At 62.0% G+C, this 21922-nt stretch carries 22 protein-coding genes; 14 read left to right on the plus strand and 8 right to left on the minus strand.

Annotation, left to right across the window (positions count from 1 at the left end; translation table 11 throughout):
* Positions 1-7: 7 nt before the first annotated feature.
* The 5 genes from kdpB (at position 8) to GNZ13_RS48750 (ending at position 4661) form a co-directional block, all read left to right on the plus strand.
* On the plus strand, positions 8-2143 hold the full coding sequence (gene kdpB, locus GNZ13_RS48730) for a potassium-transporting ATPase subunit KdpB (RefSeq protein WP_172178470.1): 2136 nt from the start codon (positions 8-10) through the stop codon (positions 2141-2143).
* Between the two features lie 18 nt (positions 2144-2161).
* Entirely contained in the window at positions 2162-2743 is a 582-nt protein-coding gene (gene kdpC / locus GNZ13_RS48735) for a potassium-transporting ATPase subunit KdpC (RefSeq protein WP_172178472.1), read from the plus strand.
* A gap of 124 nt (positions 2744-2867) precedes the next feature.
* On the plus strand, positions 2868-3566 hold the full coding sequence (locus GNZ13_RS48740; RefSeq protein WP_172178474.1) for a response regulator: 699 nt from the start codon (positions 2868-2870) through the stop codon (positions 3564-3566).
* Between the two features lie 207 nt (positions 3567-3773).
* Positions 3774-4121, plus strand: coding sequence for a hypothetical protein (locus GNZ13_RS48745; protein ID WP_172178476.1), 348 nt, complete (start codon positions 3774-3776; stop codon positions 4119-4121).
* A gap of 123 nt (positions 4122-4244) precedes the next feature.
* Positions 4245-4661 carry a universal stress protein gene (locus GNZ13_RS48750; RefSeq protein WP_172178478.1) on the plus strand — a complete coding sequence of 139 codons (417 nt, stop codon included), beginning with the start codon at positions 4245-4247 and terminating at the stop codon, positions 4659-4661.
* Between the two features lies 1 nt (position 4662).
* On the opposite strand, the gene GNZ13_RS48755 is transcribed toward GNZ13_RS48750, so the two are convergent.
* A complete protein-coding gene (locus tag GNZ13_RS48755) occupies positions 4663-6636 on the minus strand; it encodes an APC family permease (protein ID WP_172178480.1) in 1974 nt (657 codons plus the stop codon).
* Positions 6637-6834: 198 nt separating this feature from the next.
* The gene (locus GNZ13_RS48760; protein ID WP_172178490.1) at positions 6835-7458 is read right to left on the minus strand and encodes an ATP-binding cassette domain-containing protein; all 624 of its coding nucleotides are present in this window, start codon (positions 7456-7458) and stop codon (positions 6835-6837) included.
* Between the two features lie 157 nt (positions 7459-7615).
* Here GNZ13_RS48760 and GNZ13_RS48765 point away from each other — a divergent pair, with 157 nt between their 5' ends.
* The gene (locus GNZ13_RS48765; RefSeq protein WP_172178492.1) at positions 7616-8926 is read left to right on the plus strand and encodes an MFS transporter; all 1311 of its coding nucleotides are present in this window, start codon (positions 7616-7618) and stop codon (positions 8924-8926) included.
* Here the strand turns inward: GNZ13_RS48765 and GNZ13_RS48770 are convergent.
* Positions 8844-9980: a helix-turn-helix transcriptional regulator gene (locus tag GNZ13_RS48770; RefSeq protein ID WP_172178494.1), complete on the minus strand. Its 1137-nt coding sequence runs from the start codon at positions 9978-9980 to the stop codon at positions 8844-8846. The two genes, GNZ13_RS48765 and GNZ13_RS48770, sit on opposite strands and share 83 nt — an antisense overlap.
* A gap of 135 nt (positions 9981-10115) precedes the next feature.
* Between GNZ13_RS48770 and GNZ13_RS48775 the strand changes: the two genes are divergently transcribed.
* Entirely contained in the window at positions 10116-10277 is a 162-nt protein-coding gene (locus GNZ13_RS48775) for a hypothetical protein (RefSeq protein WP_172178496.1), read from the plus strand.
* Complete coding sequence (locus GNZ13_RS48780) at positions 10274-10558, plus strand: hypothetical protein (RefSeq protein ID WP_172178499.1); 285 nt, start codon at positions 10274-10276, stop codon at positions 10556-10558. Before GNZ13_RS48775 ends, GNZ13_RS48780 begins: the two co-directional genes overlap by 4 nt.
* Positions 10559-10849: 291 nt before the next feature.
* Here GNZ13_RS48780 and GNZ13_RS48785 read toward each other — a convergent pair whose 3' ends face one another.
* Together GNZ13_RS48785 and GNZ13_RS48790 are read right to left on the minus strand one after the other, a co-directional pair.
* Positions 10850-11644 carry a sulfite exporter TauE/SafE family protein gene (locus tag GNZ13_RS48785; RefSeq protein ID WP_172178501.1) on the minus strand — a complete coding sequence of 265 codons (795 nt, stop codon included), beginning with the start codon at positions 11642-11644 and terminating at the stop codon, positions 10850-10852.
* Positions 11645-11835: 191 nt separating this feature from the next.
* Entirely contained in the window at positions 11836-13020 is a 1185-nt protein-coding gene (locus GNZ13_RS48790; RefSeq protein WP_172178503.1) for an acyltransferase family protein, read from the minus strand.
* A 24-nt stretch (positions 13021-13044) separates the two neighbouring features.
* Here GNZ13_RS48790 and GNZ13_RS48795 point away from each other — a divergent pair, with 24 nt between their 5' ends.
* The 6 genes from GNZ13_RS48795 (at position 13045) to GNZ13_RS48820 (ending at position 18717) form a co-directional block, all read left to right on the plus strand.
* Positions 13045-13245 (plus strand): hypothetical protein, encoded by a 201-nt coding sequence (locus tag GNZ13_RS48795; RefSeq protein WP_172178505.1) that lies wholly within the window; start codon positions 13045-13047, stop codon positions 13243-13245.
* 141 nt (positions 13246-13386) lie between these two features.
* On the plus strand, positions 13387-14493 hold the full coding sequence (locus tag GNZ13_RS48800) for an OpgC domain-containing protein (RefSeq protein WP_172178507.1): 1107 nt from the start codon (positions 13387-13389) through the stop codon (positions 14491-14493).
* Positions 14494-14576: 83 nt separating this feature from the next.
* Positions 14577-16178 (plus strand): tannase/feruloyl esterase family alpha/beta hydrolase, encoded by a 1602-nt coding sequence (locus GNZ13_RS48805; protein ID WP_407945716.1) that lies wholly within the window; start codon positions 14577-14579, stop codon positions 16176-16178.
* A 204-nt stretch (positions 16179-16382) separates the two neighbouring features.
* The gene (locus GNZ13_RS48810; protein WP_172178511.1) at positions 16383-17309 is read left to right on the plus strand and encodes an ABC transporter ATP-binding protein; all 927 of its coding nucleotides are present in this window, start codon (positions 16383-16385) and stop codon (positions 17307-17309) included.
* The gene (locus tag GNZ13_RS48815; protein WP_093633049.1) at positions 17306-18067 is read left to right on the plus strand and encodes an ABC transporter permease; all 762 of its coding nucleotides are present in this window, start codon (positions 17306-17308) and stop codon (positions 18065-18067) included. The genes GNZ13_RS48810 and GNZ13_RS48815 overlap by 4 nt, the downstream gene beginning before the upstream one ends.
* A gap of 359 nt (positions 18068-18426) precedes the next feature.
* Positions 18427-18717 carry a hypothetical protein gene (locus tag GNZ13_RS48820; RefSeq protein ID WP_172178513.1) on the plus strand — a complete coding sequence of 97 codons (291 nt, stop codon included), beginning with the start codon at positions 18427-18429 and terminating at the stop codon, positions 18715-18717.
* Positions 18718-18823: 106 nt separating this feature from the next.
* Here GNZ13_RS48820 and GNZ13_RS48825 read toward each other — a convergent pair whose 3' ends face one another.
* From GNZ13_RS48825 to GNZ13_RS48835, 3 genes are read right to left on the minus strand one after another with little or no spacing between them, the layout of a single operon-like run.
* Positions 18824-19699 (minus strand): SDR family NAD(P)-dependent oxidoreductase, encoded by an 876-nt coding sequence (locus tag GNZ13_RS48825; protein WP_172178524.1) that lies wholly within the window; start codon positions 19697-19699, stop codon positions 18824-18826.
* Between the two features lie 7 nt (positions 19700-19706).
* Positions 19707-20927: a bifunctional 3,4-dihydroxy-2-butanone-4-phosphate synthase/GTP cyclohydrolase II gene (gene ribBA, locus GNZ13_RS48830; RefSeq protein ID WP_172178526.1), complete on the minus strand. Its 1221-nt coding sequence runs from the start codon at positions 20925-20927 to the stop codon at positions 19707-19709.
* A 60-nt stretch (positions 20928-20987) separates the two neighbouring features.
* Positions 20988-21791, minus strand: coding sequence for an enoyl-CoA hydratase/isomerase family protein (locus GNZ13_RS48835; RefSeq protein ID WP_172178528.1), 804 nt, complete (start codon positions 21789-21791; stop codon positions 20988-20990).
* Between the last annotated feature and the right edge of the window lie 131 nt (positions 21792-21922).

A 21922-nucleotide genomic window follows, 5' to 3' on the forward strand; every position in this document is an offset into this window, starting at 1 on the left:
GGACAGCATGACTAACGAAGTCCAACAGCCGGTTCATCAGCCTGGCAACATCGGTCAGGCACGCAACGCCGCGCGCTCGATGTTCGACCCGGCCATTGCCCGGCCGGCGCTCGTCGATTCGTTCAGGAAGCTCGCGCCACGCCATCAGTTGCGTAACCCGGTGATGTTCTGCGTGTACGTCGGCAGCATTCTGACGACCATTCTGTGGATCGCGGCGCTCGGGGGCCAGGCCGAAGCGCCCGCCGGTTTCATTCTCGCGATCGCGCTCTGGCTGTGGTTTACCGTGCTATTCGCCAACTTCGCGGAGGCGCTTGCCGAGGGCCGCTCGAAGGCGCAAGCGGCTTCGCTGCGCAGCGCGAAGCACAACGTGATGGCGAAGAAACTGCAGGAGGCGCATCCCAAGGCGCCGATCCGCATCACGACAGCGACCGATCTGCGCAAGGGCGATATCGTGCTGGTTGAAACCGGCGACGTGATCCCGGCGGACGGCGAGGTTGTCGAAGGCGTCGCCTCGGTCGATGAATCGGCAATCACGGGGGAATCCGCGCCGGTAATCCGCGAGTCGGGCGGCGATTTTTCGTCGGTGACGGGCGGCACGCGGGTGCTGTCGGACTGGATCGTCGTGCGGGTCAGCGTGAATCCGGGCGAGGCCTTTCTTGACCGAATGATCGCAATGGTGGAGGGCGCGAAGCGTCAAAAGACGCCGAATGAAATCGCCTTGACGATCCTGCTGGTCGCGTTGACGCTCGTGCTGCTGTTCGCTACCGCGACGCTGCTGCCGTTCTCGATGTTTTCGGTCGAAGCCGCGAAAGCCGGCCACGTGGTCACGATTACGGCACTCGTCGCGCTGCTGGTGTGCCTGATTCCGACCACCATCGGTGGCCTGCTGTCAGCCATCGGTGTGGCGGGCATGAGCCGGATGATGCAGGCGAACGTGATCGCGACCTCGGGCCGCGCCGTGGAAGCAGCCGGCGACGTCGACGTGCTGTTGCTCGACAAGACCGGCACGATCACGCTCGGCAATCGCCAGGCTTCAGCTTTCACGCCCGCGCCGGGCGTCACGGAGGAACAGCTCGCCGACGCCGCGCAGTTGTCGTCACTTGCGGACGAGACACCGGAAGGGCGCAGCATTGTCGTGCTGGCCAAGCAGCGCTTCAATATCCGCGAACGCGACATGCACGCGTTGCAGGCAATCTTCCTCGCCTTTAGCGCACAGTCGCGTATGAGTGGTGTCGATCTGCCCGACCGTGAGATTCGCAAGGGCGCGTCCGACGCGATCAAACAGTATGTCGAGGCGCACGGTGGCAGTTTCCCCGCGGAGCTGACGGTTGCGGTGACGGAAATCGCACGGCGCGGCAGCACACCGCTGGTCGTCGCGCAGCAAGTCCGCGGCGAGAGCGGCGCACGCTGCCTGGGCGTGATCGAGTTGAAGGACATCGTCAAGGGCGGCATCAAGGAGCGCTTCGCCGAGCTGCGCAAGATGGGCATCAAGACCATCATGGTGACGGGCGACAACCGGCTGACCGCGGCAGCGATCGCCGCCGAGGCAGGCGTGGACGATTTCCTCGCCGAGGTGACGCCTGAGGCGAAGCTCGCAACGATTCGCACGCACCAGGCCGAAGGGCGGCTTGTGGCGATGACCGGCGACGGCACCAACGACGCCCCGGCGCTCGCGCAGGCGGACGTGGCGGTGGCGATGAACACCGGTACGCAGGCAGCGAAAGAAGCCGGCAACATGGTCGACCTCGATTCGAATCCGACCAAGCTGATCGAGATCGTCGAAATCGGCAAGCAGATGCTGATGACGCGTGGCTCGCTCACCACGTTCTCGATTGCCAACGACGTCGCCAAGTACTTCGCGATCATCCCGGCGGCTTTCGCGACCACCTATCCGCAACTGCGTGTGCTCGACGTGATGCATCTGAGCTCGCCGTCGTCGGCCATTCTTTCGGCGGTGATTTTCAATGCGCTGATTATCGTGGCGCTAATCCCGCTTGCACTCAAGGGCGTGAAGTACCGGCCGCTCGGTGCGGCGTCGCTGTTGCGCCGCAATCTGCTGGTCTACGGGTTGGGCGGCATTCTGCTGCCGTTCCCGTTCATCAAGCTGATCGACATGGTGCTGAACGTGTTCGGCTGGGTCTGACCCAATAGAGTGAACATCATGAAAACGCTGCTTCGTCCGCTCATTGTCCTGTTCATCCTGATGACCCTGATCACCGGGGTGATCTATCCGATCGTTGTGACCGCAATCGGTCATGCCGCCTTCGGGCGCCAAGCGAACGGCAGTCTGCTCGAGCGGAACGGCAAGGCCGCCGGCTCCGCGCTGATCGGCCAGCAGTTCGATGCGCCGTACTATTTCTGGGGGCGCCTGTCGGCCACCACGCCCCAGCCCTACAACGCGCAGAACTCGGGAGGTTCGAACCTCGGCCCGACCAACCCCGCGCTTGCCGACGAAATCAAAGGCCGTCTCGATGCCTTGAAGGCAGCGGGTAACGACATGTCGAAGCCGGTGCCGGTGGATCTGGTGACGTCGTCGGGCAGCGGGCTCGATCCGGAGATCAGTCCTGCGGCTGCCGCCTATCAGGCGGAGCGCGTGGCGAAGGCCCGCGGCCTGCCGGTCGATCAGGTGAACAATCTTGTTGCGCGCAATACGTCGGGGCGGCAGTTCGGCATTTTCGGCGAGGCACGCGTGAACGTGCTGAAGCTCAACCTGGCTTTGGACGATCTCAAGCCGATGCATTGAGCCCGTTGCTTGACTGCCGTTGCTTTGCCGGCGCGCATTGAAGCGCGCTTGTCCAATAATCTATGGAGACCCCGCCTGGACGTTGGCCGCGACCTTAACGGGGTGCTGTCGACGTGGCACATTCATGAGCGATCCCACCGTAACAGTCGTTGTGATCGACGCTGACAAAGCCATCCGCCGCTTCATTCGCACAAGCCTCGAAACGGCCGGCATGAGTGTCTTCGAGGCGCAGACCGGCGCACAAGGCCTGGCGCAGGCTGCGACGCGGCTGGCGGATCTCGTCATCGTCGATCTGAGTTTGCCGGACATGGACGGCATCGAGGTGATCCGTGAGTTGCGCGGTTGGTCCGCGATGCCGGTGATCGTCCTGTCGGCGCGAAGCCGCGAGGAAGACAAGGTTGCCGCGCTCGATGCCGGCGCCGACGATTACCTCACCAAGCCATTCGGCCTACCCGAGCTTGGCGCGCGAATTCGCGCGCATTTGCGCAGGCAGGTCAACGGCGACAGGATCGGCGTGCCTCAGGTTCAGTTCGGTCTCGTCACGATCGATCTCGGTGAGCGCAGGGTCGTGCGCGGCAGCCGGGTTGTCCATCTCAGCCCCACCGAATATCGCCTTCTCTCCGCGCTGGTGCGCCATCCTGGGCGCGTATTGACGCATGAGCAGTTGCTCGGCGAGGTATGGGGGCCCTTGCAAACCGACAACCACCACTACCTGCGAATCTACATGGGGCATCTGCGCCACAAGCTCGAACGCGATCCGGCGCATCCTGAACACATCGTCACCGAAGCCGGCGTAGGCTACCGGCTGGTCGGCGTGCGCTGAATTTTCCAGGATTTTTTTCACAGGATTTTTATATCGCCGGCAGCAATCGTTTCGCGGCCTTTACGGTGTCGTCCGTACAGTTTGAGTCTGGCGTTCCGCCGCAAGAGAAATCTGCGTTTTGGCTGGAGAGTGTATGGCGTTCAAACAAATAAAGGGCAACGTGACCGTCGAGGCTTGCGTATTCCCCGCACCGGGCTTTGACATCTCATGACCCCTTCAAAGCCCGCCATGATGTTCAGAGGGATGTGCAAGGTCGTCGCCATCGCCTTCGTCGTCAATCAGGTTCTCACGACTATTTTTACGTACGTCGCGCAGCAACTCGATGCCGCGCTGCCTCATGAAACGATCTGGCTTTTCAGTTGCGTGACATGCGGGCTGCTAACACTGTGGCTGCAATCCGATGCACGGCGCGCGTTCGGTTTCGCGCGTGAGAAGGGCTTCGTGAAGACGGTCGGCGACAAGAAGCAGGAGCTGCAGATTGCTGAGGATTGCCCGAAGCGGTGGTTGGTGATTTTGCATATCGAGCTGAATCCTGCTGCGATACAGGCATCGTGAGGGCGCTTTGCACCGCTGTGGAATTCGTCCGTACGCTGCCGAACAAACTAGCCGATTTTTTTACGCAACCTTAACGCCGCATTGGCTAAGCTCAAAGTAACAGGCACCCGCCAGGAGTTCTCGATGATACGCATGCTGATCCCTGTTCTCGATCAAGGCGGAGCGATAGAAGCCGCGCGCTACGCGGCGTTCATGTTTCTTGAGCGCGGTGTCACCGAAGTCGAATTGCTGGAAGTACTCGAGCCTGTCGATCAGGGGCGCGCAGCAGCCTTCCACAGTCGAAGCGCACTGGTGCGCCAGGAAAAGCAGGCTATGCTGAAGGCGTTGATCGACGTCCGCACCATTCTTGAAGAAGCGGGTGTGCCGTACCACTGGAAACGAGTTTTCGGCCACCGCACGAAAGCGATCGCCGACTACGCGGCGACCACCCAGCCCGACGTCATGGTGATCGACGCAAGCCATATGGGCTTCTTCCGCAGGCTAGCGATGTTCGCGTCGCTGTCGAGGCGCACGGTTACCCCGGTGACGATGGTTCACTGAATCATCCAACGTTCATCGGCAGCAGCACCATCTGTTTGCCCTGCAGGTGCAGGCGCGTCTGGATTTCCATCGGCGTGTGATTGTGTAGCCACCTGGTCAGGATATTCACCCGTTTGAAAATCAGTTTGCTGGCGAAGCAGACGCTGTTCGGGAATTCCTCCATCGTGGCCCCGGCCAGTTTGATGAACTCTTCGACAGGGTCAGTGCCGAAATCGATCCGGTATTCGGCGGCCATTCCGTGCCGGCGGCAGTGCGCCACGTAATAGTCGAGCGACGCTGAAATCGTTTTCCGCAAGCGCTCCAGGTGCTCCGGGCCGTCATAGCTTTTCGCATCCACTTCACCGACCGCGAGGAATATCACGTTCTTGAAATGGTCGGGAAATAGCCGGTTCACCCATAACAGCGCATGCATGCTGGCGCCGCGGTGTTTGCCGACAAGCAGGATAGCGGTCGGCTGGGACGGATCGAGTTTGAGCGGCGCAGCCGCGTCGCCGACCACGGGCGGCGCGCCGGCAAAGAGGGCATCTTCCTTCGCAATCAGTGCGCGGGTTTCGTTGTAGTGCCGTTTGATGGCGAAGCACAGTGCCACCACCGCGCCGGTCACTAGCACCGTCAGCCAGCCTCCCGCCGTAAACTTCTCGATCAACGTAATCACCAGTACGGTGCTGGTGACCGATAACCCCAGCGCGGATAGCGCGAAGTGCTTCAGCCAGTTTTCGCCGTCACGGCGATGCTGCCACCAGTAAATGCACAAGCCCAGCAGGGAGAGGCTGAAGGTCAGGAACACGTTGATGCTGTACAGCACCACCAGGATCGACACGTCGCCGTGCGTCCAGATGAGGATGGCGAGGCTGGCGAGTCCCATCACGACGATGCCGTTCTGTCTGACCAGGCGCGCGGACAGATCGCGGAAATGGCGCGGCACCCACGAATCGGACGCCATGTTCGACAGCACAGCCGGCCCGTCAAGGAAGCCGGTCTGTGCGCCGACCAGCAGCAGACCTGCTTCGAAGGCCAGCACCGCTGCAAGCAGCGCATGCCGTGCGAACGCCGAACCCAGCCCGAGATGATCGATGACGCTGCCGAATACCACCGCATTGAGCGTCTGACCTTCCACCGCCTGGGCATGCCACAACATGTACAGCAGGATGATGCCGCCGGCCGTGAAGGCGAGCGACGTGGACATATAGAACATCGTCGTCCTGCCGTTCGGCACACGCGGCTCAGCCAGCATGTTGACGTTGTTCGACACCGCTTCCAGACCGGTATAGGTGCCCCCGCCTAGCGAGAACGCTCGCATGAGCAACGCCGCCACCACCAGCGGTCCAACGGCGTGCGACATGCTGCGCGCGTCGCCGATGGCGCCCGGCACGACGCCGGCCAGATGATCGCCGTGCACCGCCACGCCGTACACGATGAGGACGAGATGCAGCACCACGAAGCCGAGGAAGATCGGCAGCAACACCATGATCGATTCGCGCATGCCGCGAAAGTTGAGACCTGTCATCAGGACGATGAGCGTGAGTTCGGTGGTGAGCTTGAACGCCTGCGCGCTCACCGGCAGCAAGCTGAAGAATGCATCGACACCGCTTGCGAGCGACGTGGCGATAGTCAGCACATAGTCGACCAGCAACGCCGCGCCTGAAACCAGCCCTGGGTGCGGGCCCAGTAACGCCGTCGCGACGCGATAGCCGCCGCCGCCCGTGGGAAACAGCTGGATGACCTGGTTATACCCGAGCGCGATGATAAAGACCGTCGCCGCGGTAGCCACTGCGAGAAACAATGCAAGCGAGGTGTGCTGGCCAAGCGCCAGAAAGGCTTCTTCTGGCCCGTAGCATGACGATGACAGCCCGTCGGCCCCGAGGCCTACCCAGGCCAGCAGGGGCGTGACTGCGATCGCGTGGCGAGTCCTGGGATCGAGCGGATCTAGCGGCTTACCGACAATCAAACGCCAAAAGTTAGCGAAGACGGTCATGTCCCCTCCAGGCCTGGTCAGGCGTGCCGGCGTAAATGCCGCTTTCGACGGTTCGACGGTTCGGCACCCCGGTGGCTCAGGCCCAAGGCGAATGAGAATCAGCGACCGCTGCTGAGATCATTGGCAACCGACAACGAAAATGTAGGGCAGTTTTACGTGGCGTGCCAGTGGACCATACCCGGGGATGGCGCCAACCGCCTAGCCGCGCATATCCAGCTCCGCAAAACCGATGGTTCTCGCCTCGCATGCTTGCGTAAAAGCCGTGTCGTAGCTCAAGAAAAAGACCGTGCGGGATTCGGCCAGCGTTTTAAACAGATCGACCAGAACCCCGCGCGCGGAGGCGTCGAGTCCGCCGACCGGTTCATCCGCGATCACGACTTTCGTCTCGCCGAGTACGGCCCCGGTCAGGAAGAATTTCTTGCGCGTGCCAAACGACATTTGCTCGAAGCGCTTGTCGAGGTGCGGTTCGAGTCCGAAGCGATGGGCAAGATCGAGCGTGTGGCTGTCGACCGCTGTTTTTCTTTCCGACGCCACACGATCCAGATACGCACGACCCGTCTGGTCCGGATACGTCATGCAGTCTTCCGGCACATATGTGAGCACGGATTTCGCCTTATGCGGCGCGCTGCGCAGTGAATGGCCGCCGAGCCACACCTCGCCTACGTCGGGCTCGATCGTGCCGGCGAGGATGCCAAGCAACGTCGACTTGCCGCTGCCTGATTCATCGTTGAGCGCCACGCATCCCGCAGCCGTGTCGTAATGCAGTCCCTGGAAGATGATGCGTTCGCTATAGCGCTTGCTGAGGTTCTCGAATCGAAGCATGGAGTGCGGTGTGTGTCAGTCGAAGAATGGGCCGCGCGACGCGAACATCTGCGTGCGCGGTGTAAAGTTGCGTCTCTTTGCGCCGTTAAAGAAGAGAGCTGCGCCTCCATTCTGCCAATTTCCTGAATACCTCGACGCTCCCCGTCGACCGCAATCCATGCAAACTGCTGCCCGCAAAGCGGCCCAACCGTCCCGCGCCGAACTCCGGCGTATCGTCGCCGCAATTGTTATCGGTAACGGCTTCGTGGCGTACGACTTCACCGTCTACAGTTTTTCCGCCGTCATAATCGGCAATCTGTTCTTTCCATCGAGTAATCCCGCGTCATCGCTGCTGCTCTCGCTCGCCACCTTTGGCGCGGGCTTCGTGATGCGCCCGCTCGGCGCGATCATGATCGGCCACATCGCCGACAGCCGTGGCCGCAAAGCCGGCCTCACGGTATCGCTCACACTCATGACCGTTGGCACATGGCTGATCGCGTGCCTGCCGGGCTATGCGTCGATCGGTCCTGCGGCGCCGGTGTTGATGGTGCTCGCGCGCCTGATGCAGGGGCTCGCGGCAGGGGGGGAGATCGGGCCGGCGTCGGCTTCGCTGATGGAGTCGGTCGCTTACCGGCACCGGTGTTACATGGTGAGCTGGCGCGGCGCGAGCCAGGGAGCGGCCGCCTTCGCCGCCGCGCTGGTCGGGGCGGGCACGACGGCGCTGCTGTCGCCCGCTGCCATGCATGACTGGGGATGGCGCATTCCGTTCGTGCTGGGCGGGCTGATCGGACCGGTCGGCTGGTATTTGCGTCGCCGGATGCCGGTGGCCGCGCCGCTGCAGCGTGCGCGGCTCAGCCCGTGGCGCATGCTCACGGAGCACCCGCGTCCCTTCATTTGCGGCCTCCTGATGATGGCGGCGCCTTCGGTGGGCATCTATCTCACCGTCTTCTATATGCCGGCCTATCTGGTTCGTACGCTGCACCGGCCGGCGGCAATCAGTCTCCTGACGGCCTGCCTGTCCGGTCTCGTGATCCTCGTGGTGACGCCGCTCGTGGCGCGCGTGGCCGACCGCTACGCGAGCCGCAAGACGTTGCAATACGTGGCGCTCGTGGCCTCGCTGGCGGCCACGTGGCCGGCATTCTGGGCGCTGACCCACGGCGTGGGCGACGTCGCCGCGCTCGTCATCATCACGGCGTACGTGGCGCTTGCGGTCAACAATGCCGGCCCGAGTTCCGTGTTGATGATGGAAGCGTTTCCAGCACATCGGCGCGCGGCCGGACTTGCGGCGATTTACAGCTTCGGCGTTGTTCTGTTCGGCGGATTTTCGCCGTTCCTCGTGACGTGGCTGATCAACCGGACGGGCGATCCGATGGTCCCGGCGTGGTATCTGATGGCCGCGACCCTGCTCACACTTGCCGCGCTGAGGGCATTTCCCGAGGCAAAGGCGCCGGATACCGGCCTTGCCCGTGCTGCGCAGCCGCCGGCGTAATAAACAACTCCCCCGCGTCCCCCGCGCCGCCGTGCTGCAGGTCCAAGGCGCGCGCCCGCATATCCTGCGGGCTCATGTCGAAGGCGCGGCGAAATGCGCGGGTGAAATCGGACGCGCTCTGAAAACCGAGTCCGTAGGCGATTTCCGTTACCTGAAGATGCGGGAAACGGACTAGTTCGTCCGCCGCTTCCCGCAGCCGGCGATTGCGAATGTAGGCGCCGAGCCCGCCGTCGTGCTCGAACCAGCGATAGATGGTGGCCCGTTTCAGTTGGAACGCCTGAACCACGCTGGTCGGCGTGAGGTCGCCCTGGTGCAGGTTGGCCTCGACGTAGCGCCGCACCTGTCCCATCACGGCAGACTGCAGCGCCGCCCGGCTCGCGCCGGTCAGGCGCGCTTCCTTGCGGAAGGCGGCGATCAGCAATTGGGCGCCGGCGTGTAATGCTTGCGCCGCGCTGGCCGGGTCCAATGTGGGGATTTCCCGGGCCACTGCCGCCAGGTGGTCCAGCACGAGGCCGGTCAGCGGCGAACCCTGCTGGACGATGCGGCCGTGAATCGCGGCGCCGTCGCGCAGCTCCTCGTCCATGATCGCGGACGGTACAAACAGGCTCAGAAGCCGGCATTTGGGCCGTTCGGCCCGAAACGGCTGGTTCAGATCGAACGCAACGATGCCCTGCACCGAGCCCGGCGCGGTGCGTTTCTTGTGCATGCCCGTCACGTGGCCGATTTCGCCTTCCACGAACAGCTGAAAGGCGTAATCGCGCCGCGAGTCTGTGGAGACGCGCGCGACCGACCGTTCCAGCCGCATGGAATCGGTGCTGCAGTCCGTAAACACCATGCCGCCGACGGCATATAGATCGATCTCACCGCGAAATCCCTGGGTGACCTGTTCTTTCGACGGCGGCGCATCGACCACATGGCCCACGCGCTGGCGCCAGGCCAGAAATTGTTCCTCGGCTGCGAGCGCGTGCGTGCTGAAGCGGCTCGTGGAAATGACGGAGCGCGATTCGGCTGCGGCTGCAGCGGCCAGATGTGGCGGCAAGGTGCGCGGGTTCATGGATCGGTTGCTGCAAACGAGAGATGCGGTTCTGCTGGGGTAGCGATGGTAACCAAGTATTTAACACGCCGCCGTCCAATTTTGAGACGTACGGTAAAGCCAATCAAAAAACCTGCTGTATCGTCGGAAGATTAGATGCAGATCGCTTTCATCGACGGCGAAATAAATCCGTTTATAACAGGCCCCGCACTGAAATCGCAACTGCGCGCAGAAAGAGCGCCGATCGGCATTCGCGGCGCAATGGGGGCAAGGTCCAGTTTTTTTCCGGCGGCCAATTTACGGGGTATCGAAAGATGAGCGGCACGAACAATCAACCGACCGCCCAGCGCGGCGGGCGGCATCCGGCCAGTCTGGTGGATAGCCAGTTGGAGCATCTTGAGAACATGGTTCAGTACGTGACGCGTGGGGACGCGGTTAGCGTGCTGGTTCCGCTAGACCATGAGTATTGGGAAAAACGCGTTCGCGCGCTGGAGGAGACTCACGAGTTGATTGCCAGCCAACGCAAACGCGTCGTCAAGCTTCTCGACCAGCTCGGGCGTGAAGCGCAGATGAAGCTGAGCCGGCCTACGGCCGCCTGAGTCTGAATCTGTCGAAGGGAAGGGTTGCGAGAATCGGGGGTAGTTGCGGGAGAGTAGACCGGTGCCACAAGGTACCGGCAATAAAAGAGTGGGACCTGAGAGTGCGGTGAGAAGCGGACGGGCCCGTAGAGGCCCGCCGCTCAGCTGCGCAAACGCGTGGCTTTTTTCGCTGGCTGCGCGAACAGCGTCGGCCGTGCACGGCCGTACCTGTTCAATCGCTTTGAATGGCCCATTCGATTAAGTTAGGTAACCGAAGTGTCTGACGTGCACTGAGCGTCTGATTTACTGACCTTATAAAACCCCTGATTTCCAAACCATTTGCGCGGCGGCCGCCAGAACGAACACCAGAACCAGCACCCGAAACGCCGCCGGCGGCAACCTGTCCCTAAGCGGCCGCACCAAAAGCATTCCCGCGATCACCGGCACGCTCGCACAAGCCGAAATGGCCAGATCGCTCCAGTTGGCATGCGCACCGCCGCTAAACGTGGCAACCAGCGTGATGATCGAAACCACCAGGATAATCGCGATCTGCTTCGTAAAGACTTTCCCCGTGGCGCCCGTGGCGATCAAATACATCGCCAGCAAAGGCCCCGGCACCGAAGCAATGCTCTCCATCACGGCCGCGCCGAATCCCAGCACGAAGCCTGCCGGCTTCGCCCAGGCCGGTGACAACGTGAGCCGCGGTGAAAGCAGCAGGAGCAGCGCTGCAACGATCAGCAAACCGCCCGCGGCAGCCTGCGCGCGATGCGGCGCCAGCGAAATCAATACGCTCACGCCGACGATGTTGCCGATCACCGTACCGATCAACGGTGCGGCAATGCGCCGGACCGTCGGCAGCATGTCGCCGCCTTCCAGCGCCTGGGGAATATTGCCGAGAATGATCGGCATCGACAGCAATAGAACGGCCTCTTTGATCGGCATGAACTGGCTGAGAATCGGCATCGCCACCAGCGGTACGCCGATACTGACCACACCCTTGACCATGCCGCCCAGCAGCAGCGCCGCAATGATGCCAAAGAGCGCGTAAAGGCTGAGTGTCTGCAGGCTCGCGCCAAGCACGCCGTTGACGAAACTGAAATGAAACATCGTTGAAGTCCGCGAGCCAGCCGCGCGGACCAGAAGGACCGGAGTTCGCGCGGGCGGTGGCTTGTTTTTATCGTTCGGCCTGTTCAGTGCCCGCGTGTCGCGCAAGGTTCGGAGCAGCCGGCTAAGTGAGGCCGCATGATACCGTGCCCTCGCTCAAGCTGCCTGAAGGCATAACGTAAGGCTCGCTTCCTTCAAACGGCATCTGAAGCGGTGCCTTCATCCCTCAATGCGCGCTCGTTGCGAGCGGCAAAAGAGGGGGGTGTTTGCACCGCAAGCCGATTCGTCGTGTCAGCCTGCGCACCCCGTGTCTTCAAGCGAAGAATCGGTGCTTCGATCAGCCGCCAGGACAGCACGGCCATCGTCAGCGAAATCAGGAATGACGCGACAATCCCGGCGACGTGCGCCCACATCGGTACGGTGCCGCCGAAGAACGCCGTGGCGTGGTGGTTGCGGGTCAGGTCCGGAATCAGATTGTGATAGAGATAGAAGCCGTAGCTGATGCGCCCGAAGTTCACCAGCCAGTCGGTTTCGAGCAGACCGATCACGGCCGCGTTGCGGCAGCACGCAATCGAACACACAAGCGCCGCGATGCAGACGCCATACAAGGCGCTGACGGTCGTAAAGGCAAGCGAACTGCTCAACTGACTCCACGTTGGCTCGGTCGCACAAAACCCCACAAGGCAAACACTCAACACGAAGAGCGTCATGCCATGTCCGAGAATGGCGCGTAAGCGGCTCCCTTTCCCGGCGATCATCAAGCCGCCAATTCCGCCCAACGCCAGCAGCCAGAAGTTGCTCAGCGGATGCGTATAGATGGTGATGTCCTGCCAATGTGCCGCACGCATCGCCAGCAACGAAACGAGTCCAACCGCGACGATCGCGAGGCACACCGCGCGATGCCGCCGCGCCGCAAGCAGCAGCAATAACGGCGCAAACACGAGATAAAACTGCTCCTCGATCGCGAGACTCCAGAGATGCGAGTAGCGGCCCGGCCAGTAATGCAGTACGGAGCCGATCCAGAAGTTCGACAGATAAGCGAAATGAAACGGCATGCCGCTCGCTAGCTCAGGGCTCGCTATCCCGAGCGCCATCAGCACGCACATCACCACCAGCATCAGGTAGTAAATGGGAAAGATGCGCAATGTGCGGCGAAACAGGAAGCGCTTCAGTTCAGCGCCGAACCGGCTGCCGTTTCTTTCGATGCGCGTGCGTTGCGCGGACAGAATGCCGATGATCAGAAAGCCGCTCAGCGCGAAGAAGATCCACACGCCGAGGTGACCGATCTCGCCGATGTCACCGAATAGACGGTGTTGAAAAAAGACCATTAGGACTGCAATCGCGCGCAATCCGTCGAAGCCGGCAATCCTGGTGTTCATATGCTTGTTTTCCAACGGGCGTGCATGAATCCATCCTACGATGAAAAAAAGCGAAAAAAATCGCGTATCGGAATGGGTGATTTTTTTCAGCGGCCTTTACCGATCGTGCTCGCGCTTGACGCATTAAAAGCCGCAAAACTTTCCACCAATCCAGGGCGTGACGACTCAGCATTACTGCACGCCGACATCTGCATTTCAGTTTGCTGCCACTTCGCATGCATTTAAAGGCCGGTTGTCAGCGCGCGTCGACGTGGTGCACGGTATCGATGGGAACGTTTTATTGTTATGGAGTTCCTACTGAGAACAACGGTATGTGACCGCTTTTCACGGCGCATTTCATGCGGGCGCCATCTTGTGAGAACCTGAATGGACACCCGTCGCGGACGCTCGATCGAAGTGGATTTCTTCCGCGGCGTCGTGTTGATCGTCATCGTGTTGGACCACATTCCCGGTAGCACGCTGTCGCATCTGATGTTGCACACCTATGCCTTGTGCGACTCGGCGGAAGTGTTCGTGTTCCTCGGCGGCTATGCGTCGGCGGCAGCGTATACGGCGGTACTCGCGGGCCGCGGCGAGAGTGCGGCGGCGATGCGCTTCGTCAGGCGCTGCTGGGAGATTTACCGCGCCTATCTATTGACGGCCGTATTGACGTTGCTGTTGGGCGCTGTCCTCGCGCTATTGCATCTGAACCAGCCGATGGTCGACCTCAGCGGCTGGCAGTCGTTCACGGTTCAGCCGCTGCGCGAGGCGTTCGATATTGCCGTGCTGCGGCGCCAGCCGTATCTGTCGAGCGTGCTGCCCATGTACGTGATATTTGCGCTATGCGTACCGTTCGTGGTGCCGCTCGCGCGCCGTTCGTCGCTCGCGGCGCTGAGCTTGAGCGTGACGATCTGGGCGCTCGCCCGGCCGCTGGCCGCACTATTGAGCATTGACGACATGTCCGACTGGGCTTTTAATCCGTTTGCATGGCAACTGATGTTCGTGCTCGGCATTCTGTGCCGAGTGCAACCCATCAGCGAGCGCTTTCACGCTACCCGCACGGCGCACTGGTTCACACGCGCCGCGGTGGTCGCGGTGCTGGCGTTCGCCATCGTCAAACTCTTTGTGCTGACACAGCCGCTGCCTGGCGTGCATAAACAGAACCTTTCCGTGGAACGCGTGATCAACTTTATCGTCATCGCCTGGCTCGCCGCGCAGTTTGTGCGCGTGGGCAGCATCGCGTGGCTCGCACAGCGATTGCCGGCCGTGGTGACGGTCGGCCGTACCGGGCTGGTGTGTTTCGTCGCCGGCACGCTGGTGTCGTTGATCGTCGATACGGCGACGCCGCATACGTTCCACGGTTTTCGCGGCACGCTGATCGGACTCGGCGGCGATCTGGTCGCCATCGGCGCGGTACTGATGATCGCGCGCGGCTGGAACGACTGGAAAGGGCAGCAGTCGCGCATGGCTGCCAACGGCGCAGGTTACGGATGAGGGCGCGTGTGCGCCATCAGCGCTATGTGCGCTATGTGCAGTTGATGCGAGGTTCACGCACGGTCATCACGGTCGTCTGTGCGATGGTATGGCTCAGCGCCTCAACGGCATCCGCCGCGTCCAAAGAAGAGCCGCTCGCCATGCGTTGCGCGGAATTCGCGGGCGCGGTGTTGCCCCCTGAGTTGATCGCTTTGCCCACGGCCGGCGCGCAGATCGAAAGCGCGGCGATGGTGGCGGCTACCGCGCCCGGCAATCAGCAAGGCGGCGAATATTGCCGTATTACCGGCCGCATCAAGGCGCTCAAGGCCAGCACGCCCGATATCCGCTTCGACCTGAATCTGCCGCGCCGCTGGAACGGCCGTGCGCTGCAGATCGGCGGCGGGGGCTACAACGGCGTGGTGGTGAGCGGGACGGGCGTGATGCCGTTCTCTCCGGATCGCGCACCGCTCGCACAAGGCTATGCGACCTTCGGCGACGACTCGGGGCATGTGGGCAATTCGTCACTCGCGGTCTTCGGCCTCGTCGATGAAGCGGTGACGAACTTCGGCTACGCGCATCTGAAGAAAACGCACGACGCCGCGCTCGCACTCATTGCGCGCGCTTACGGCCGGCCGCCGCAACGGATGTATTTCGCTGGCGGCTCGACGGGCGGGCGCGAAGGCTACACGGTGATGCAGCGCTATCCCGACGACTACGATGGCGTGATCGCTAATTCGCCCGCGCTCAATTTTACGGGCGTGCGGTTGATGGGCGTGAAGCTTGGTCAGGCGGAATACGCGACGCCCGGCGGTTTCATTCCACCGCTGTTGCTCGAACGTGTGTATCAGCGCACGCTCGCGGTTTGCGACCGGCTCGACGGCGTAACGGACGGCATCGTCAGCGACGTTGCCGGGTGCCGGGAACATGAAGCGGAAATCATTGCCTCGTTGCGCTGCGCCGGACGAGCCCCCTCGCACGACGAGTGCCTTACCGACGCGCAACTCTCCACCTTGCTGGTGATGCGCGACGGCCTGTCGTTGCCCTACAAGCTGGCGTGGGGCGTCTCCGGCTATCGCGGCTACAACGTCTTTCAGGGCACGCATCTGACCGGCCCGCTCGGGCTTGCGCATCAACCCGAGCGTTTGCCGGTGCCGACCTTCTTCGCCAACGGCTACCTGTTCGCGCAGGGCGACGGCTACATCCGCTATTTCGTGACGCGGGACGCGGAGTTCGACTCGCTCAGGTTCGACCCGCTGCAGCCCGGCAAATATCGCGGACAGCTCACCGCGCTGTCACAGACCATCGGCGCGATGAACCCCGACCTCGCGCGCTACATCGCGCGCGGCGGCAAGCTCATCACGCTGCAAGGCCTCGCCGACGAAGTCATCAGCCCGAACCAGACGATTGCCTACTACGAAGCACTGATCGATCGCTTCGGCATCGATCAGGTCGATGCGTTCATGCGGCTCTACATGGTGCCGGGTTTTCAACATGGCAGCGGGGTGTTCATCCCATCCGTGGATCTGCTGGGTGCGCTCGACAATTGGGTGACGCGTGGTGTATCGCCCGAAACCTTGATTGCGACCGATATCGCGGCCGCGACCAACGGCCGCTCGCGCCCGTTGTGCCGTTACCCACTGTTTCCCCGCTATAGCGGTAAGGGCAATGTGAATCTCGCCGGCAGCTTCGCGTGCGCCGAACCGTGACAGGATCCGGTCTATCTGGCAAGAACCACGGCCGGTGTTGAAAGGCAGACGCCTCGCCAACGGGCCTTGATCCGGTCTACCGGCTTTTTCAGGATCTCCAGGTTGCGCTGCACGTTTTCTCACTTTCAATTACATTGCGGGTGCGGCCGCGCATTCGCACCGCCTCCTTTCAATTAAATACCGGTGTCTGCCATCGTCGAATCCATGCAGCCAATCGTTTCGGTCACGAATCTGTCGAAAACCTACGCCACGGGTTTTCATGCACTCAAAAACATCAATCTGGCGATCAACCGCGGAGAAATCTTCGCCTTGCTTGGGCCCAACGGCGCGGGCAAAACCACCCTAATCAGCATCATCTGCGGCATCGTCAATGCGAGCGTTGGCAGCGTGACGGTGGACGGCCGCGACATTGCGACGGACTTTCGCGGCGCTCGCTCGCTGATCGGTCTTGTGCCGCAGGAGCTCACCACCGACTCGTTCGAAACCGTCTGGGCGACCGTCTCGTTCAGCCGCGGGCTGTTCGGCAAGCCGAAAAACCCCGCTTACGTCGAAAAGGTCTTGCGCGATCTGTCGCTATGGGAAAAACGCAATAACAAGATCATTACGCTGTCGGGCGGCATGAAGCGCCGCGTGCTGATTGCAAAGGCGCTCTCGCACGAACCGCGCGTGCTGTTTCTCGACGAACCCACGGCGGGTGTCGACGTCGAATTGCGCCGCGATATGTGGAAGCTGGTGCGCTCGCTTACCGCCAACGGTGTGACGATCATTCTCACCACGCACTACATCGACGAAGCCGAGGAAATGGCCGACCGCATTGGCGTGATCAATGCGGGCGAGATCATGCTGGTGGAAGAGAAGACGGAGTTGATGCGCAAACTCGGCAAGAAGCAGTTGACACTGCAACTGGACGGTCAGCTCGCAGAGGTGCCACCGGCGTTGGCCGGATATGGGCTGGATGTCGCCAAGGGTGGCAACGAGCTGATCTACACGTATGAGGGCGACGGCGGACGCACCGACATCATTGCGCTGCTCAAAGCGCTCGACGACGCCGGCATCCGCTTCAAAGACCTGCATACGACGCAAAGCTCGCTCGAAGATATCTTCGTCAGTCTGCTCCGAGGTAATCAATGAATATCTACGCAATCCGCGCGATCTATAAGTTCGAGATGGCGCGCACCTGGCGCACGCTGATGCAGAGCATCATCGCACCGGTGATTTCAACGTCGCTTTACTTCGTCGTGTTCGGTGCGGCCATCGGTTCGCGTATCAAGGAAGTGGACGGAATCAGTTACGGCGCGTTCATCGTGCCGGGTTTGATCATGCTGTCGCTGCTGTCGCAAAGCATTTCGAATGCGTCGTTCGGCATTTACTTTCCGCGCTTTACCGGCACGATCTACGAGTTGCTGTCGGCGCCGGTGTCGTATCTTGAGATCGTAGTGAGCTATGTGGGCGCGGCGGCCACCAAATCGATTCTGCTCGGGCTGATCATTCTGGCTACCGCCGGCCTGTTCGTGCCGCTGCAGGTGCAGCATCCGTTCTGGATGATTCTGTTTCTGGTGCTCACCGCGGTGACGTTCAGTCTGCTCGGTTTCATTATCGGCATCTGGGCGGATAGCTTCGAGAAATTGCAACTCGTGCCGCTCCTGATCATTACACCGCTCACGTTCCTCGGCGGCAGTTTCTATGCGGTCAATATGCTGCCGCCGTTCTGGAAGGTCGTGACGCTGTTCAATCCGATCGTCTATCTGGTCAGCGGATTTCGCTGGAGCTTCTATGGTCTCGCCGATGTGGATGTCGGTGTCAGCCTCGGGATGACCGCGTTGTTTCTGGCGGTGTTTCTCGTGATCGTCGCGTGGATCTTCAAGACTGGGTATCGGCTGAAGAGCTAACGGTTTTGACGACGTAGACGCACGCGACATACGAAACTGACGGGCACCCCTACTACGGGGCCGATGGCTACTAGCTTTCGGCCCCGGCAGTTTCCTTTACGATTTCCTCTGTAATTCCCCCGCAATCTACCTCCGATTTCCCCGGCGGTCCCGCAGGCAATCTCCCTCGACAGTCCCTCAGGCAATCCCCTTAGTCCATCCGGACGATGCCCGCACGCGTCCAATCGCCGTCAATGACGGTATGGACCAGGAACGGCGCGACATAGCTTTTCGTCCGCCGTATCGAGGCGCACAGCCACGCGGCACGCGTTGGAGCCGCGTATAGGGATGCGGACGAGCGGGATGAGGGAGGGGTGCAGATGAAATCCAGAGTTCAGCGGGATGGACTGGTTGCCGGTTTGCTGGTGGCGATCGGCGTGGTCGGCGTATCCGTGCGGCAGGCCTACGCATGCGCCTGGAGCGACGAGTTTCCCGGCATGGTGTGTACGGCCGGTTCGTCGCTGTCGTTGTTTCTGGGAATCACCGGGTTGGCTGCACTGGCTGGAAGAATCTGGGCCCGCCGCTCGGGCGCCGACGAACAGTGCTTCACATTCCTCGGCGCAGTGGGCGGTGCAGCGCTGGTGTATGCGATGGTGGTGACAGGCTTCTAGCCCGCCCGTGCCGCCGGACAAGACACGAAGCGGTGCGGCAGGGCAGGACGGGACAGGAAACCGCGCGGCGCGGCATTCAGAACCGCCGCGCCACACGCGCCGTGTATCAGGCCACGATAGCCGGATGCGCCTGCACCGGCCCACCCAACGCCGCGCGATGCGAGGGCGGCTGGCGGCCGTCGAGTTCGGTGATACCGTACTCGCGCGCCAACTCCGCGCCGACCAGCACCAGACCGGATTTCTCCTGACGTAGCGGGTCGCGATACAACGCATCGATCAGGCGTCCCGTGAATTGCGGCGTCTCCGCGAGTTCGCTGAAGCCCGCATACTGTTCGGGATGCTCAGCGATCACACGCGCGGTGCGCTCGGTTTGCAGCATGCCCATCCAGATGGAAACCGCTGCAACGCCATATGGTTTCAGATCGACGGCCATGTCCTTGGCGAACTTGTCGACGCCCGCTTTCTGCGCGCCGTACGCCGCGCCGTGCATATAGCAGCTCGCGCCGAACGAGGACGTGAAGGCGATCAGCCCGTCGCCTCGCTCGGCCATCAACGGCGCGGCGTGCCAGCTCGCGACATACGCGGAGCGCAGGCCGACGTCGAGAATATTCACGAGGTCCAGTGGGTTTTCCCAGAACGGTGCCGGGCGAATCAGTTCATCGTGCAACGCAGTGGCATTGTTGACGAGGATGTCGAGGCGCCCGCTATTGTGCTGGATGTAGTCGAATACTTCCGCTACTTGCTGGTCATCGGCGTGATCGCAGGTGAGGGCGATGCCCTTGCCGCCGAGCTTATCGATTTCGATCGCCGTCGCGTGCACAGTGCCGGGAAGTGGCGCGTCGCCTTCGTGTTGTGTACGCCCGGTCACGTAGACCGTCGCGCCCGTCGCGGCGAGGGCGAGTGCGATACCTTTGCCGGCGCCGCGTGAAGCGCCGGTGACGAGGGCTACGTAGGGCTTATTGGGCTTATTGGTTTTATTCATCGATGATTCACCATGAAGAGGCTTCGAGTTCGTATGACGCGGGCTGAGCGCTTGCCGGCATCGCTGCGGCAGACCGAAGCGGTGCGGATATTCGCGGCGCGCCGACGCTCGGCGCGGCAGGCGCGCGTTCGAAGGCGTGCGGGTTATCCAGAGCTTCGCCAAGCGGAATGAACGCCATGATCTCCAGTTCGTGCCCGGACAGCGCCGGCAGCCTGAATGGACTCGACAATACATTCAGTCGGCGCACGCCGAGCTCGCGCAGAATCTGCGAGCCGATGCCGGAGAGTCTGCCGTCTTTGCGCGCCGGCATGCCGTTGCTGCTGGTCATCGCTTCGGTCCGCATGTCGCAATCGAGCAGGACCGCTACACCGCATCCGGCCGCATCGATTTTTTGCAGTGCTGCGTGTAACGGCCATGAACGCGCGGAGGGTTCGGCATCCAGCAGATCGAGCAGCGAAAAGCATTCGTGCACGCGCGTGAGCACCGGCACATTGGGCGTTGGATTGCCGCGCACCAGCGCCAGATGCGTGGACTGACGCACGGTGTCGCGATACTGAATGGCGCGAAACGGCCCCCATGGCGTGTGCAGCGGTCTCTCGCCGACACGCTCGACGAGCGACTCGTGTGTGCTGCGATAGTGGATCAGATCGGCAATCGTGCCGATCTTCAGCCCATGGCGTTCGGCGAATTCGATCAGTTGCGGCAAGCGTGACATGGTGCCGTCGTCGTTCATGATTTCGCAGATCACCGCGGCGGGCGTCAGCCCCGCGAGGGCGGTGAGATCGCAGCCAGCTTCCGTGTGTCCGGCACGGACCAGCACGCCGCCTTGGCGCGCCGCGATCGGAAACACGTGACCCGGTTGCACCAGGTGCTCGGCGCGCACATCCGGCTGAATCGCGGTGCGGATCGTGTGCGCGCGGTCGGCAGCGGAGATACCGGTGGTGACGCCGTGCGCCGCCTCGATGCTGACCGTGAACGCGGTGCCGTACTGCGTGCCGTTCTGTTCCGCCATCGGTGGGAGCTTGAGGCGTGCACAGTGCTCCGCGCTCAGCGTCAGGCAGACGAGGCCGCGGCCAAAGCGGGCCATGAAGTTGATTGCTTCGGGCGTGACGTGGTCGGCGGCAATCAGCAGATCGCCTTCGTTCTCGCGGTCTTCCTCGTCGACCAGAATGATCATGCGGCCGGCTTTCAGTTCGGCGACGATTTCGTCGGTAGTGGCGAGTTTCATGGGTTTGTCCCTGTGCTACTGCTGTTGCTGCCGCTGCGTAGAAAAAGCGGGGAAAAGCGCTTAACGTGCGCTAGAACCGAATACGGGCGCGCGCTTGTCGAAGAAGGCGTCGATGCCTTCGCGGAAATCGTCGCCTGCGGCGCAGTGCAGAAAGCTGCGCTGCTCCGCGTACAGATGCTCGGCGAAGCTGCGCTCGGGTGCGTGCACGATCAGATTCTTGGTTTGCGCGAATGCATCTGGCGAGAGAGCGCCCATCCGCTTTAACAGCGAGCGCGTTTGTGCGGCGAGGTCGTCGTCCGGTACGACCCAGTTGACGATACCTGCTCGCAGGGCCTCGTCGGCCGTATGCCGCTCGTCGAGATACATCCATTGCGCGGCCTGCTTGGTGCCGAGCGCGCGCGGCAACGTGTAGGTCGCGCCGCCGTCGGGCGAGGTGCCGATGCGGCCATACGCCGACGTAAACGTCGCGCTCTTTGCGGCGATAGCCAGATCGCAGGCGACGACGAGGCTCAAACCGAAGCCCGCCACTGCGCCGTTGACGCTGGCGATCACCGGCTTGCGCGAGCCCGTGACGGTCTCGACCACGGTTTGCGCGAGCCGCACAAGTTTGCTGATCGAGCGGTCGCGTGCCACGGGCTTCGAGTCGAGTGCGGCGCGCATGGTCTGCAAATCGCCGCCCGCCATGAAGGCGTTGCCGGCGCCGGTCAGCACGATCGCGCGGATCTCGTCGTGGTGAGCGAGGCGTGCGAGCTTGGCGTTCAGTTCGTTTGCCATCGCTTCGTTGAGGGCGTTCAGTGCCTCGGGGCGGTCGAACGTGAGCGTCGCGATGCCGTCTTCGGCCGCGAGGCGGATCAATGCAGTCATGTCTTTTCTAGGAGGTTGTCGGAGTTTGCGCCGAGGTTGGTCATCCGGGCGGGCACGTTGGGCGTTAATGAATCAGCCAGTTCACTGAGAGAGCCCATAGATGAGTCGCTTCGTGCCCGTTGATCGTCAGA

Origin of the sequence: Paraburkholderia elongata (assembly GCF_013177735.1) — a bacterium.
Classification (GTDB): domain Bacteria; phylum Pseudomonadota; class Gammaproteobacteria; order Burkholderiales; family Burkholderiaceae; genus Paraburkholderia; species Paraburkholderia elongata.

Bases quoted from the DNA above. Each gene is read 5' to 3' on its own strand.
- GNZ13_RS48760 (WP_172178490.1), bottom strand. From the start codon at position 7,458: ATGCTTCGATTCGAGAACCTCAGCAAGCGCTATAGCGAACGCATCATC.
- GNZ13_RS48775 (WP_172178496.1), top strand. From the start codon at position 10,116: ATGCAGATCGCTTTCATCGACGGCGAAATAAATCCGTTTATAACAGGC.
- GNZ13_RS48825 (WP_172178524.1), bottom strand. From the start codon at position 19,699: ATGAATAAAACCAATAAGCCCAATAAGCCCTACGTAGCCCTCGTCACC.
- GNZ13_RS48750 (WP_172178478.1), top strand. From the start codon at position 4,245: ATGATACGCATGCTGATCCCTGTTCTCGATCAAGGCGGAGCGATAGAA.
- GNZ13_RS48790 (WP_172178503.1), bottom strand. From the start codon at position 13,020: ATGAACACCAGGATTGCCGGCTTCGACGGATTGCGCGCGATTGCAGTC.
- GNZ13_RS48820 (WP_172178513.1), top strand. From the start codon at position 18,427: ATGAAATCCAGAGTTCAGCGGGATGGACTGGTTGCCGGTTTGCTGGTG.
- GNZ13_RS48765 (WP_172178492.1), top strand. From the start codon at position 7,616: ATGCAAACTGCTGCCCGCAAAGCGGCCCAACCGTCCCGCGCCGAACTC.
- GNZ13_RS48815 (WP_093633049.1), top strand. From the start codon at position 17,306: ATGAATATCTACGCAATCCGCGCGATCTATAAGTTCGAGATGGCGCGC.
- GNZ13_RS48755 (WP_172178480.1), bottom strand. From the start codon at position 6,636: ATGACCGTCTTCGCTAACTTTTGGCGTTTGATTGTCGGTAAGCCGCTA.
- GNZ13_RS48800 (WP_172178507.1), top strand. From the start codon at position 13,387: ATGGACACCCGTCGCGGACGCTCGATCGAAGTGGATTTCTTCCGCGGC.
- GNZ13_RS48745 (WP_172178476.1), top strand. From the start codon at position 3,774: ATGACCCCTTCAAAGCCCGCCATGATGTTCAGAGGGATGTGCAAGGTC.
- GNZ13_RS48770 (WP_172178494.1), bottom strand. From the start codon at position 9,980: ATGAACCCGCGCACCTTGCCGCCACATCTGGCCGCTGCAGCCGCAGCC.
- GNZ13_RS48835 (WP_172178528.1), bottom strand. From the start codon at position 21,791: ATGACTGCATTGATCCGCCTCGCGGCCGAAGACGGCATCGCGACGCTC.
- ribBA (WP_172178526.1), bottom strand. From the start codon at position 20,927: ATGAAACTCGCCACTACCGACGAAATCGTCGCCGAACTGAAAGCCGGC.
- GNZ13_RS48740 (WP_172178474.1), top strand. From the start codon at position 2,868: ATGAGCGATCCCACCGTAACAGTCGTTGTGATCGACGCTGACAAAGCC.
- GNZ13_RS48805 (WP_407945716.1), top strand. From the start codon at position 14,577: ATGGTATGGCTCAGCGCCTCAACGGCATCCGCCGCGTCCAAAGAAGAG.
- kdpB (WP_172178470.1), top strand. From the start codon at position 8: ATGACTAACGAAGTCCAACAGCCGGTTCATCAGCCTGGCAACATCGGT.
- kdpC (WP_172178472.1), top strand. From the start codon at position 2,162: ATGAAAACGCTGCTTCGTCCGCTCATTGTCCTGTTCATCCTGATGACC.
- GNZ13_RS48780 (WP_172178499.1), top strand. From the start codon at position 10,274: ATGAGCGGCACGAACAATCAACCGACCGCCCAGCGCGGCGGGCGGCAT.
- GNZ13_RS48810 (WP_172178511.1), top strand. From the start codon at position 16,383: ATGCAGCCAATCGTTTCGGTCACGAATCTGTCGAAAACCTACGCCACG.
- GNZ13_RS48785 (WP_172178501.1), bottom strand. From the start codon at position 11,644: ATGTTTCATTTCAGTTTCGTCAACGGCGTGCTTGGCGCGAGCCTGCAG.
- GNZ13_RS48795 (WP_172178505.1), top strand. From the start codon at position 13,045: ATGAATCCATCCTACGATGAAAAAAAGCGAAAAAAATCGCGTATCGGA.